This window comes from Mannheimia massilioguelmaensis, from assembly GCF_000940515.1.
GTDB classification, from domain to species: Bacteria; Pseudomonadota; Gammaproteobacteria; order Enterobacterales; family Pasteurellaceae; genus Basfia; species Basfia bettyae.
Map to the genome: position 1 here is coordinate 163,286 of NZ_CDQL01000008.1, position 13,437 is coordinate 176,722.

11 protein-coding genes are annotated in these 13,437 nt (G+C 35.5%); 7 read left to right on the plus strand and 4 right to left on the minus strand.

Going from position 1 to position 13,437, the window contains the following annotated elements; translation table 11 throughout:
- The first annotated feature begins 28 nt into the window (after window positions 1–28).
- The 7 genes from ompA (BN1226_RS09125) (at window position 29) to grxD (ending at window position 6,600) form a co-directional block, all read left to right on the plus strand.
- The gene (gene ompA, locus BN1226_RS09125; RefSeq protein ID WP_044470934.1) at window positions 29–1,105 is read left to right on the plus strand and encodes a porin OmpA; all 1,077 of its coding nucleotides are present in this window, start codon (window positions 29–31) and stop codon (window positions 1,103–1,105) included.
- Between the two features lie 450 nt (window positions 1,106–1,555).
- Complete coding sequence (gene ompA, locus BN1226_RS09130; protein ID WP_044470935.1) at window positions 1,556–2,602, plus strand: porin OmpA; 1,047 nt, start codon at window positions 1,556–1,558, stop codon at window positions 2,600–2,602.
- Between the two features lie 444 nt (window positions 2,603–3,046).
- Window positions 3,047–4,081, plus strand: a complete 1,035-nt coding sequence (ompA, locus tag BN1226_RS09135; protein ID WP_044470936.1) for a porin OmpA — start codon at window positions 3,047–3,049, stop codon at window positions 4,079–4,081.
- Between the two features lie 136 nt (window positions 4,082–4,217).
- Window positions 4,218–4,802: a LemA family protein gene (locus tag BN1226_RS09140; RefSeq protein ID WP_044470937.1), complete on the plus strand. Its 585-nt coding sequence runs from the start codon at window positions 4,218–4,220 to the stop codon at window positions 4,800–4,802.
- A gap of 93 nt (window positions 4,803–4,895) precedes the next feature.
- Complete coding sequence (locus tag BN1226_RS09145; RefSeq protein WP_044470938.1) at window positions 4,896–5,345, plus strand: TPM domain-containing protein; 450 nt, start codon at window positions 4,896–4,898, stop codon at window positions 5,343–5,345.
- Window positions 5,346–5,349: 4 nt separating this feature from the next.
- Window positions 5,350–6,171: a TPM domain-containing protein gene (locus BN1226_RS09150; RefSeq protein ID WP_082041932.1), complete on the plus strand. Its 822-nt coding sequence runs from the start codon at window positions 5,350–5,352 to the stop codon at window positions 6,169–6,171.
- Window positions 6,172–6,267: 96 nt separating this feature from the next.
- Complete coding sequence (gene grxD / locus BN1226_RS09155) at window positions 6,268–6,600, plus strand: Grx4 family monothiol glutaredoxin (RefSeq protein WP_044470940.1); 333 nt, start codon at window positions 6,268–6,270, stop codon at window positions 6,598–6,600.
- Window positions 6,601–6,781: 181 nt separating this feature from the next.
- Here grxD and BN1226_RS09160 read toward each other — a convergent pair whose 3' ends face one another.
- From BN1226_RS09160 to BN1226_RS09175, 4 genes are read right to left on the minus strand one after another with little or no spacing between them, the layout of a single operon-like run.
- Window positions 6,782–8,878, minus strand: coding sequence for a TonB-dependent siderophore receptor (locus BN1226_RS09160; RefSeq protein ID WP_044470941.1), 2,097 nt, complete (start codon window positions 8,876–8,878; stop codon window positions 6,782–6,784).
- Window positions 8,879–8,893: 15 nt separating this feature from the next.
- A complete protein-coding gene (locus tag BN1226_RS09165; RefSeq protein WP_044470942.1) occupies window positions 8,894–10,555 on the minus strand; it encodes a multidrug ABC transporter permease/ATP-binding protein in 1,662 nt (553 codons plus the stop codon).
- A 17-nt stretch (window positions 10,556–10,572) separates the two neighbouring features.
- Complete coding sequence (fhuB, locus tag BN1226_RS09170) at window positions 10,573–12,552, minus strand: Fe(3+)-hydroxamate ABC transporter permease FhuB (RefSeq protein WP_082041926.1); 1,980 nt, start codon at window positions 12,550–12,552, stop codon at window positions 10,573–10,575.
- Window positions 12,546–13,382: an iron-siderophore ABC transporter substrate-binding protein gene (locus BN1226_RS09175; protein ID WP_044470943.1), complete on the minus strand. Its 837-nt coding sequence runs from the start codon at window positions 13,380–13,382 to the stop codon at window positions 12,546–12,548. The genes fhuB and BN1226_RS09175 overlap by 7 nt, the downstream gene beginning before the upstream one ends.
- Window positions 13,383–13,437 lie beyond the last annotated feature (55 nt).

A 13,437-nucleotide genomic window follows, 5' to 3' on the forward strand; every position in this document is an offset into this window, starting at 1 on the left:
TTTAATGACAAATTAAGAGGATAATGCAATGAAAAAAACTGCAATCGCTTTAGCTATCGCTGGTTTAGCAGTTGCTTCAGTAGCACAAGCAGCACCACAAGCTAATACATACTATGCTGGTGCACGTGTAGGTTCTGCATCTTTTCACGAAGATGTAAGACAATTTGCTGATACCAACTCTCCAGCTTCAAAAGATTTTGGTACTGATGCTTTTAAACGTAAATTTGTAACTTACGGTGTATATGGTGGTTACCAAATTACTGATTACTTAGCAGCAGAATTAGGTTACGATGATTTTGGTCGTGCTAAATATCGCAATGCAGGTACAACTAACTTCAAACATACTGCACATGGTGCAAGCGTAAGCTTAAAAGCAAGCTATCCAATTGGTTTTGGCTATGTAGATGGTTTAGACGCATATGCTCGTGTTGGTGCAGCGTTAGTTCGTTCAGACTATAAAGGCTACCATGATACAGGCGTTCGTGAGCACAGCTTACATGTATCTCCATTATATGCAGCTGGTTTAGAATATAGCTTACCTTCATTACCTGAATTAGCATTACGTGTTGAATATCAATGGTTAAATAAAGTAGGTCGCTTTAACAACCATAATGACGGCGTAGCTTATAGCTATTCACCAAGTATTTCTTCTGTAACTGCAGGTTTATCTTACCGTTTCGGTCAAGGTACCGCACCAGTTGCACCTGAAGTAGTAAATAAAACTTTCACTTTAAATAGTGATGTGACTTTTGCATTTGCTAAATCAACATTAAAACCTGAGGCAGCATCAACTTTAGATGGCATCTATGGTGAAATTGCTCAAGTAAACAATGCATCAGTAGCAGTAGCAGGTTATGCAGACCGTATTGGTAAAGATGCAGCGAACTTAAAACTTTCACAACGTCGTGCAGAAACAGTAGCGAACTACTTAGTTTCAAAAGGTGTTGCACAAAACGCAATCTCAGCAACAGGTTACGGTGAAGCCAACCCAGTGACAGGTAACACATGTGACGCAGTGAAAGGTAAAAAAGCCTTAATTGCTTGCTTAGCACCAGACCGTCGTGTAGAAGTATCTGTACAAGGTAACAAACAAGCTACAATGTAATTGAGTAAGCTTGCTTAACTTTTTATAAAAGGTCTAAATTTTATTTAGGCCTTTTCTATCTTTTATTATTTTCTATAAAGCCTCTAATTTCATTCATTCTTTCTTTTCATAAAAATTAATTATAACAATGCATTAAAAGAGAGCTTATTTCATTTTTATTGCTTAAAAAATAGCATTATTTAAAAAAATGATTGATTTTATGTTGTTATGATCGATAATACAAATAACTTTAAAGCTTCTTTAGACTTTGATTATTGAGGAAATGAGTTTGTTAAAAAGTATATCTTCGACAAACTTAATAGCCTAAAAAGTGAATCTTAAAACTAAATAATTTGAGAAAGTAGTTCAAGATTTGGTTATTAAGGTATGAGCACGGGTGTGTTCATTCAGCTTTATTAGCTGATAAATTTCTAAAATAAGATGACTAAAATATTTAAGAGGATCATCAAAATGAAAAAAACTGCAATCGCATTAGCTATCGCGGGCTTAGCCGCAGCATCAATAGCACAAGCAGCACCACAGGCAAATACTTTCTATGCTGGTGCTAAAGCTGGTTGGGCGTCTTTCCATCACGGTGTAAATCAATTAAAAGATGAAGAGAATGGAGATACAGTCAATCGTAACCATGTTACTTACGGTGTATTTGGTGGTTATCAAATAACTGATAACTTAGCTGTTGAGTTAGGTTATGATGATTTTGGTCGTTTAAAAACTAAAAGCTCTTTAGATAATACTACTGGTAAACATACTACTCACGGTGCACATTTAAGCTTAAAAGCAAGCTATCCTGTATTAGATAACTTAGATATTTATGGTCGTGTAGGTGCAGCATTAATTCGTTCTGATTATAAAAAAGATATGTCAGCGGATGGTACTGAACATTCTCATAGTCTAAAAACATCTCCTGTATTCGCGGGCGGTTTAGAGTATGCAATTCTTCCTGAATTAGCATTACGTTTAGAATATCAATGGATCACTAAAGTTGGTCGTCTAAAAGATGAAAATGGTGAAAAATTAGATTATCACCCAGATATTGGTTCTGTTGCATTAGGTTTATCTTACCGTTTTGGTCAAGGTGCAGCCCCAGTAGTTGCTCCAGAAGTAGTTAACAAAACATTTACTTTAAACAGTGATGTGACTTTCGCATTTGGTAAAGCAACATTAAAACCTGAAGCTTCAACTTCATTAGATAACGTTTATGGTGAAATTTCAAAAGTAAATAATCCATCAGTAGCAGTAGCAGGTTATGCAGACCGTATTGGTAAAGATGCAGCGAACTTAAAACTTTCACAACGTCGTGCAGAAACAGTAGCGAACTACTTAGTTTCAAAAGGTGTTGCACAAAATGCAATTTCAGCAACAGGTTACGGTGAAGCAAACCCAGTGACAGGTAACACATGTGATGCAGTGAAAGGTAAAAAAGCCTTAATCGCTTGCTTAGCACCAGACCGTCGTGTAGAAGTATCTGTACAAGGTAACAAACAAGCTACAATGTAATTAAGTAAGCTTGCTTAACCATTTTAAAAAGGCCTAAATAATTATTTAGGTCTTTTTTATTAAGTGCGGTATATTTTTAAGAAAAATAAGACTATCAATGTCTTGAAGAGGCTAATTATTCACGTTAATATTTAGAATATATAAGATTTTTTTGATAAAAAATTTATATAAATTAAAAAAATTATTTGATTTTGTACTTTTATGATAGATAATACGCATACTTTTGAAAGACACTTTGAACTTTTATGCTTGAAGATGTGAATTTGTCAAAAGGATATGTTGGGCAAATTCGAAACCTAACTATAGCACTTAAAACTAAGTTATTTGAAAATCTATTTCAAAGTTTAGTTCTTAAGAAATAAGAACACAGGTGTGTTTATTCAGCATTATAGCTGATAAATAATTTTAAATAAGATGACTAAAATATTTAAGAGGATCATCAAAATGAAAAAAACTGCAATCGCATTAGCTATCGCTAGTTTAGCAGCAACAACAGTTGCACAAGCAGCACCACAAGAAAATACATTCTATGCAGGTGCTAAAGCAGGTTGGGCATCATATCATGACGGTATCAAATATACAGCAGATGAAGCGGGTTTAGGTTTTAACCGTAACTCTGTAACTTATGGTGTATTTGGTGGTTACCAAATTCTAAATCGTGATAATTTAGGTTTAGCGGTTGAATTAGGTTACGATGATTTTGGTCGTGTTAAATATAAAGAAGAAGGCAATACAGTTGCTAAACAAACAGCACACGGTGCACACTTAAGCTTAAAAGGTAGCTATGAAGTTCTTCCAGGTTTAGATGCTTATGCTCGTGTTGGTGCAGCATTAGTTCGTACAGATGTAAAAACTTACAATCTTAATTCAGAAAGAGCACATGACTTAAAAGTATCTCCAGTATTTGCAGCAGGTCTTGAATATGCAATTTTACCAGAATTAGCAGCACGTATTGAGTACCAATGGGTTAACCGTGTAGGTAAATTTGAAGATGCAGCAGGTGATCGTATTGATTATCAACCATCAATTGGTGCAGTAACAGCAGGTTTATCTTACCGTTTTGGTCAAGGTGCAGCCCCAGTAGTTGCTCCAGAAGTAGTTAACAAAACATTTACTTTAAACAGTGATGTGACTTTCGCATTTGGTAAAGCAACATTAAAACCTGAAGCTTCAACTTCATTAGATAACGTTTATGGTGAAATTTCAAAAGTAAATAATCCATCAGTAGCAGTAGCAGGTTATGCAGACCGTATTGGTAAAGATGCAGCGAACTTAAAACTTTCACAACGTCGTGCAGAAACAGTAGCGAACTACTTAGTTTCAAAAGGTGTTGCACAAAATGCAATTTCAGCAACAGGTTACGGTGAAGCAAACCCAGTGACAGGTAACACATGTGATGCAGTGAAAGGTAAAAAAGCCTTAATCGCTTGCTTAGCACCAGACCGTCGTGTAGAAGTATCTGTACAAGGTAATAAATAATCGTTGAGTTTAACATCAACGTGAGTTGGTAATAAATCAACGAAAGTTGATAGGTTACTCGGCAGTTAAATTGATGAAGACCTAAACAACTGTTTAGGTCTTTTATTTTAAATCCAAAATTTGGGGAAGGAATAAAATGAAAAAGTGGCTCCTTATTATTATCATTGCGGTAATTGCTGGTTTTACTTTAATGTCTAGCTATAACGGTTTAGTTAAGGCTGAAGAGGAGATTGATTCCATATGGGCAAACGTTGAATCTCAGTACCAACGCCGTACAGATTTAATTCCAAACTTGGTTAATACAGTTCAAGGTCAAGCGAATTTTGAAAAAGAAACCTTAACTAATGTAATTGAAGCTAGAGCAAAAGCAACTCAAACTAAGATTGATCCAGCGAATATGACAGAAGAACAATTAGCCCAATTCCAACAAAATCAAGATTCAGTAGGTTCTGCATTATCTCGTTTATTAGTTTCTGTTGAAAAATATCCAGATTTAAAAGCTCATGAAGGATTTATGAATTTACAAGCCCAGCTTGAAGGTACGGAAAATCGTATTAATATTGCGCGTAATAAATTTAATGAAGCTGCACGTATCTATAATCAAAAAGTTCGTCAATTGCCAACAAAAATTGCGGCAATGATTTTTGGTTTTAAAGAGAAACCTTACTTTAAATCAGCAGCTGGTTCTGAAAATGCACCAGTAGTAAATTTTGGTAAATAGTTTATTCATGAATAAATAGGCACGGCAGATGTTCGTGCCTTTGTTTCATTTGCTGGTATTAATCTGTCAGCAATGTTATTAAGTGGTATTACTATGTCATTATTTTCAAGAATGCCTTTTGATAAAAAGCAAATTGAAGCCTCGATCATTAAATTAGAGCAGCAAACCTCCGCTGAGTTGAGAGTTTATATTGAGCGAACAATGCCTAAATCTGATACGCCTTTATCAAGTGTAGAAAGAGCATTAGCCATTTTTAGTCAACTTGATATGGAAAAAACAGAAGCAAAAAATGCAGTCTTAATTTATATTGCTCATAAAGATCATCAATGTTCAGTTATTGGAGATGAAGGTATTCATCAATATGTTGGAAATGAATTTTGGCAACAACAATGCCAATTGATGATTGATCATTTTAAGCAACGTGAGTATACCTTAGGTGTTGTTTCAATCATCGAAAGAATTGGTAGTGAACTGGCAAAGCATTTCCCAATCAAGCCAGATGATCAGAATGAATTACCAAATGAGGTGATTATTAATGATTAAGATAATGGATATGCTAAAAGTTTTACGAAAAAGTGCGGTCATTTTTAGTTTGATTTTTGTGAGCATAAGTGTATGGGCGGCTGATTTTCCTGCCTCTCCAACACCTTTTCATTATGTGAATGATTACACTAAAACTTTATCAGAAAATGATAAAAATTATTTAGAAAATAAACTCATTCAATATAGTAAGGAAACCAGTTCACAAATTTCTGTTGTGATTGTTCCCACGACTGGAGAATATGAGGTTTCTGATTATGCATTTGCTCTAGGTGATAAATGGGGAATTGGACGTAAACATCTTAATAATGGTGTATTAATGTTGATTGCCAAAAATGATCATAAAATTTTTATCGCAACAGGACAAGGATTAGAAGGTGCGTTACCTGATGCATTTATATCTCAGGTAATTCGTCAAGTTATGACACCTAATTTTAAACAGGAACAATATGCTCAGGGCATTAACGGCGCTTTAGATTATATTATTGCTGCGAGTAAGGGCGAGTTTGATCCTCATAAAATTGAAGAGAGTGAATTTGAGAAATTTATTCCTTTCCTCATGATTTTGGTGTTTATTTTAGTGGTATTCTTTGGTGAACTTAGATGGAGACGTCCTTATGTGAGTCCAACTAATAATCATCAGCTTGAACAAGCTATCTTACAAGAAGCACTAAGACAACGTCGCCGTGGTAATGCCGCAGGTTTTGGTACTACTATTGATGGTGGATTAGGTGGTGGCTTTCGAGGCGGTTTTGGTGGTGGAGGTTCATCAGGCGGCGGCTTTGGTGGAGGCGGTTTTGACGGTGGTGGAGCTGGCGGTAGTTGGTAAACTAAAGTTGATAATTTTAGTCGGACTATTGGTGGAATATAAAGCTTATGCTAAAATAGCCACACTTTTAAAACTCTATTACTGTAAAGGAACATCATGGAAACCTTAGAGAAAATCAAAAAGCAAATTGCTGAAAATCCAATTTTAATTTATATGAAAGGCTCACCAAAATTACCTGCCTGTGGCTTTTCTGCTCGTGCAGTTGAGGCGTTAATAAATTGTCAAGTGCCATTTGGCTATGTAGATATTCTACAACATGCTGATGTGCGAGCTGAATTACCTAAATTTGCTAATTGGCCAACTTTTCCTCAAATATGGGTGGAAGGCGAGTTAATTGGTGGTTGTGATATTATTTTAGAAATGTATCAAGCTGGTGAGTTACAAACTCTATTAAAAGAAGTTGCAGAACGTCATAAACAAGAAGCTTAATTTCTTTTTTACACATTCTAAAACATAAGCCGTCATTTTTTATTTGACGGCTTTTTTGTTATCAAAATTTTTAATTTTTTTACCGCACTTTTTAAGTACCTTAGAATTAACCACCCACTAAAAATGGGCAGATAAATCTACCCATTGAGTTATTTTGTAAATAAAAGTGCGGTGAGCTTTTTTAGAATTTATAGCTAAAGTTTACTGTAGCATGACGTTCAGCTCCATAATAGCAGTAATAGTCACAGCCTGCGATATAACGACGATTACCTATATTATCTATATTCACTTGAGCAATCCAGTTTGGTGTAATTGCATAACGAGCCATTAAATCGACGACTGTTGCTGATGGTACTCGAGCATGTGAATATAATGAACCTTTAGAAGTGACACTATGACCAATATAACGTAAGCCTGCACCTAGAGTTAAATCTTTTAAAAATCCTTCAGTGAAATTATAAGTAGTTTTAGTCGCAAGAATATTTGTTGGAATTAATGGGCGACGAGTCTTTTCACCCGCAGTATTTTTTTCCTCAGCTTTAGTATAAGTATAAGCTAAGATACCATTCCAATTTGAAGTAAAGTTTACATCAGCTTGTAGTTCTAAACCTTTACGATAAATAGGATTGGAACTACTTACTGTTGCTCCCAAGCCATTACCAACTAATGCACCAGTATCTTTTGCACGGAAGCCTGCAACAGAGATCGTTCCATCTAACCAAGTCGGTAAGTATTTTAAACCTAATTCATATTGACGAGTGATATTGGGATCATAAAGGCTTTGGTTGCCACTTAAGCCTGTGGGTAAATTGAATGATTCGCTATAACTGAAATATGGATTTAAACCAAATGGTGCTTCATACATAAATGAGGCACTATATGAAGTATGATTATCTTTTACCGTTTGAGTACTTGTATATTCAGTTTGTTCAGCTTTATCATGGCGAATACCTAAACCTAAAATATAATGTTCCGCAATTCGAGCACTATTCTGTAAATAAAAACCTAATTGGCGAGATGTTATTTGTGTATGAGGAGCTGCACTTACATTTTGAGCCTGATTCCAACCTAAAGAAGGATTCATAATATTTGTATTTGATGTACTTCCAAATAATGTATAAAGTGCATCTACTTTGTTATGACGGTAATCAGTTCCTACAACTAAAGTATTTTTTAACCAATCATTATTGTAGTTCCATGTAAGATAGTTATTAGCCGCATGAGAGAAGGCTTTACCGTCATTGAATACTACGCCACGGGATAATGAATAACCAACAGTGCTAGGTGGTAATGGAGCCCAAGTAACGGGTGCATAAGCTGATGGATAGGCATAAGAACCACGATGGTAATTTTGAATATGACGATATGTGTAGCTAGAATCGAAACTTAAACCATTTCCGAAATCATGATTGAACTCATAGCCAATACTATATTGGCGGTTAGTTTCAGTATCATTAACTTTATCACCTAAGTTAGCATTACGATTAATATAGCCATTTGGAGACGCGACTAATGTACCTTCTTGAGGTAAGAAATTGGAGCTTGGGATGCCGTGATCACGTTGATAGCTGGTTAATAAAGTGAAATGAGTTTTGTCACTAATATCCCAAGTTAATGTTGGTGCGATATAAAGCGTTTGATTATCTGTACCCTCCCAGTCACCATCACGACCTAGGTAGCTTGCTACAACTCGGTAGCGAATACTTTCGTCATTAGTCATTGCCCCAGTGTAATCTGCTGCAAAACCATATTGATTATGGTTACCAAAAGTTGTTTTAAATTCACCATGACCAATTTGATCTTTGTGTGCACGTTTAGTTACATAGTTAACTAAACCGCCTGATTGTGCTGCACCGAATGTCATTGCATCAGCACCTTTAGTTACTTCAATTGCTTCTAGACCAAAGCTGTCTACGTAAGGTGTAAAGAAGCCATAACTGAATGTCGGTAAGCCGTTTACGGCTTGTGAAACTTCTGCACCACGAACACGGAACCAGTTAGTATTTGTATCGTTGCCGAAAACTTGATTTGCAAAACCTGCCTGATATTTAGCTATTTCATCAAGTTTATCTACATTTTGAGCATCAAGTTGGTCACGAGTAATTGCTACTGCGGATTTTGCTTGATGGAAGGGAACCTCTCCCATACGGAACATAGAGCCTTCAGTAACGACATTAATAGTTTCTAATTGTTCAGGTTGATTTTCTGTAGCATAAGCAGAACTTAAAGCTAAAAGTACGGCACTTGCTACGCTAGTATAAAGAAAAGATGTTTTCATAATAATCCTCTAAGGTTATATATTTTTTAATTTTTCTACTGCATCATGACTAGCAATTTCAAGTTCTTCTCCAACTAATTCTCGGAGTTCGCCATTACTAATTAATAGTAGACGATCTGCTAAATTGAAATAACTATCATCATGACTAATAGCAAAAATTGTGTGCCCTTTTGCTCTCAGTAATGGGAGCAATACTTGATAGAATGTTCTACGGAAAGTTGGATCTTGATCCGCAGCCCATTCATCAAGAATTAATAAAGGGCGTTCTTCTAACAAGGATACTAACAAACCTAAACGTTTACGTTGTCCTTGAGATAAGTTGGTGGTCGACAAGCGATGATTTTCAACGCTTAGCTTATTATCTAACTGTAGGGTTTCAAGCCATTTACTCACTTCTGTTGTATCAGCAAATCCTGATTTACCTAACAGTTGAGTAAATAAATGGAAGTCACTAAAAATAGCACTAATTTGTGATTGGAATGCTCTTTGGTTTTCTGTTGTAATTTCTATATCATCTATAAAAATTTTACCGCTAGAAGGTTGATATAAACCCGCAAGTAGCATTGAAAGAGTAGATTTACCGCTGCCATTCTTGCCAATTAGGAAAATAATTTCACCTCGTTTAATCGTGATATTTATCGGTTTTAATTGAAAACTTACCGCACTTTTCATATTAGGATAAGTATAAGTGACGTTTTCAAAACGAATTTCTTTCCAATTGTTAGGGAGCATATTTTTAATTTTAAAGCCCTCTTGATATTCCACTAATTCAAGATTGGATAGCTTATTTAATGCAACCTTTGCAGATAATAATGTGGGTAATGCACCTACCGCAGAAATGAGAGGAGTACGTAAGAATAAAATAGTTAATGCAATGGTAGTTGCGGTTTCTAAATTTGCCCAGCTTTTTGCTAAGGATAAATAGAAAACAATACCAACAGCCCCTAATACCATTACATTTGTCCAGTTATTGGCGAAACTATGATAGCTATCAGCTCGGATAGAATTATTACGCTGTTGGATAGCACTAATATCTAATTCTTGTTCAAAGTAAAATTGTGCACGATCTCGATTTAGGCTTAATTCTTTATGTCCATCAATAGCCGCTTGATAATGTTTATAGAGTTTATCCTCTGCTTCACGAACTTGTTTTAAATGACCATAAACACGAGATACTGCCATATTACTTATCCATACTGTCACGCCTAGCCATAATGCAGTGACTAAGAATAATGGACGTGAAAGATAAAATAGATAGATACTGGCACAGATAACTAAAATTGTTCCTTGTACTAATTCAGGTAAACGTACAAATGCAAATGTACAATTACGAATATCACCAGAAAGGCTGGCTAATAAACGTGCTGTACCAATTTGATTTAAACGTTCAGTATGAGTATCTAATAATTGTTTCACGAGTTGTTTACGCATTAAGTAAACAAATTTATGACCTAAAGTTGTTAAACTAATTTGGGCTACAATAGACGTGATTAAGAATAAAATTAATAAGCCAATGAAGGCCCAAAGTAATAAATCTTTAGATTCAGTAGCTTTCATCAACTTATCATTTATAAAGGCAAGTACAGCAACGCCAAGTCCACTAAATAAAAGTGTAAGAATAAATACCCCAACAAAATGCCAGCGGTATTGTTTCATAGTTGAAATAAAAATATTCATTTGGTTCCTAAAATAAATTATATTTTTCTTATCATTAATAAGAAATAAGTTCCCCCTAATAGAGTAGCAACTAATCCAGCGGGTACTTCATAAGGGAATAAAATTTGTCGTCCAAACCAATCTGCGAGAACCATAATTAATCCTCCTAAACAGGCAGAAATTAAAAGTTGTCCTTTTGCTTTTTGTACACCAAGCGTTTGTATAATTTGTGGTACTAATAGTCCGATAAAGCTTAATGGTCCAATAATTAGCGTAGCAAGTGCGGTTAAAAATGCACTAAATAAAATCAAAATAAGTCGAGTTTGTTTTAAATTAAGACCTAAGGCTTTTGCCATAGGGGCTTGTAACGCTAGTAATTCGAGCCAGCGACTAAAAAGCAAGCTAATTACTAATAAGAAAATACTAATGATAAGGACTGATACTGCAAAATTAGCATCAACGGATTGTGTTGAGCCTGACGTCCAAGCAATCAGTTGATTAGCTCGAGGATCTCCACTGGCAATAGCAATACGCTGTAAACTATCAAATAAGGCAGATAAACTGATTCCTGTGAGTAATAGTTTTTCAGGTAACATTCCATTTTTCTGATTAATTAGCATTAGTAGCATTAACGCAATGAATGCACCTAAAATGCCAGCTATCCAGAAATATTCAGACTGTTGTGTAGAGAATAAAAATAATACGACTAAAATGCCCATTGATGTGCCAGAAGAAACTCCTAGCAGTTCAGGGCTTGCCATCGGATTTAAGGTAAGACGTTGCAAAATGACCCCTGCAATAGAAAGTAGAATTCCCACCGATAAGGCAGCTAAGACACGAGGATAACGAATTTCTAATAATCCCATATTTCCATTATAAATAGCATCAGCGATATTCAAATTAGAGGAATTTTGCCCTACATAAAGGCTAAATATTATCGATATAATTAACCCAGTTAATACTAGCATACCTAAGTATTTATATGACTGACGGGAAGTTTTTAGTGGTTGATTTTGAACACGGCCTGAATGAGCAAGTGAGCGGAACATTAGCCATAATAATAAAGGTGTTCCCAATAATGCAGTAACTGCGCCTGTAGGCAGCTTGATTCCTTTAAAATGAGCTAATAATTGTAAACAAAGATCAGTAATGGAAAGTAACATGGCTCCTATTATAAAAGCCCCAATTAATTGAGCTTTTAAGGTTCTTATGCCGAATTGGCGAATAATCGTGGCAGAAGCTAAGCCTATAAATCCGAGTATACCTACGGCAGAAACTACAGCAGCAATCAGAAATGAAGCGACCAATACTCCAATAAAACGTAATTTACCTACAGGAACGCCAAGGCTTTGGGCATTAGCGTCATTAAGAGCAAGAATACTGAGAGGGCGAATTAATAAACCGATAATTACTAAGGCTGGAATAGCTTGAGCAAATAACCATAAGGAGTCTCGCCAACTTTCTTGTACTAAAGAACCCGCGCCCCATTGTGCTAAACCACGAGATTCTTCAGGATAGAACAACATCATGAAGGCAGAGAATGAACCAAAGTATAAATTAACCACTAATCCTGCCAAAATAAGTAATAATGGTGACATGGTTTTACGTATAGCTAAACTCAAAACTAACATTAAGCTAATGGCTGCACCGATAAGGGCAATAAAAGTAGAACCGTTCTCTAACCAATCAGGTAGAAAAATTGCGGTAATAAATAATGAAAATTGTGAACCGCTACTGATACCTAAAGTATTATCTGATGCAAGAGGGTTTGCCATTACTTGTTGTAGTAATAAACTGGCGAAACCTAAAATCCCTCCTGCTAATAATGCCATTAAAATACGTGGTAATGTGTAACTTTGCACTAATAGTACATCTAAGTTTTCTGTAGCTTTAAATAAAGTAAAAAAATTGCTATCTTCAGGCAATTGTAGCTGTAGAAGTGCGGTCAGAAATCCGAAAAAAATTGCGACAAGTAGCGTACTCCAAATGAGAGAACGTAAAGTGATTTTGTCTACCAAGGTTCTCCTCCTTTAATCAATGCATTTGCGAAAATTTCAGCAAAACGTTGTGCAGAAGGAATACCACCAAAAGTCCAAATAGCAGGCAGAATTAAAGGATCCTTTGCCATATCTAAATGTTGCCAAATAATATTGTATTTTAAGCTGGCATTGATATTAGATGGATAGGGTTTAATAACTACAAAACGGCAATTTTGGGGTAGTTTGCTAAGTTGAGTCACTTCGATAGTTTGAAAACCCCAATTGTTATAAGAACCTTTCCAAGCGTTTTCAAATCCTAGTTGTCGCAGAACTGCACCAAAAGGACTATTTTCAGCATAGATACGCAAATGTCTAGTATCAATAAATTGTACTAAAACTACAGGTCTATTAATGTAACTTTGGACAATTGGTTTTAGCTCGTTAATTTTATTGTTGTAGTGTTGTAGCAATTGTTCGAAAGTATTGGGTTTTTCAATGAATTGAGCAACTTTTCGGGTAGCGGATAAAATATTTTGCCAAGCATCGCCTTCGGCATAAAAATCGACAATATGTACTTTTTCTGAAAATTTGTTTAGCACAGGCGTTACAGAACTATAAAAACTGGTATTAATAAATTGTAGTGACTGTGAAGTAAGACGATGTGAAAGATGTGATAATTGCTCAGGATTAGGTTGTAAACGAATACCGAGATCTTGAACTGATGAAGAAAGTTCAGGTTCTACAACCCATTTCTTATAACTATTTACATCGCCAATGGCTATAGGCTCTTCTCCTAAAGCTATCATGGTTTCTGCCACCGTCCAATCTAGTGTGGCAAAAGCGGGTTCAGGCTTAGTTGCCTGAGCCATTAGGCTAGTACATAAGCAACATATTGAAAGGATAAAAGTGCGGAGAGTTTTCATA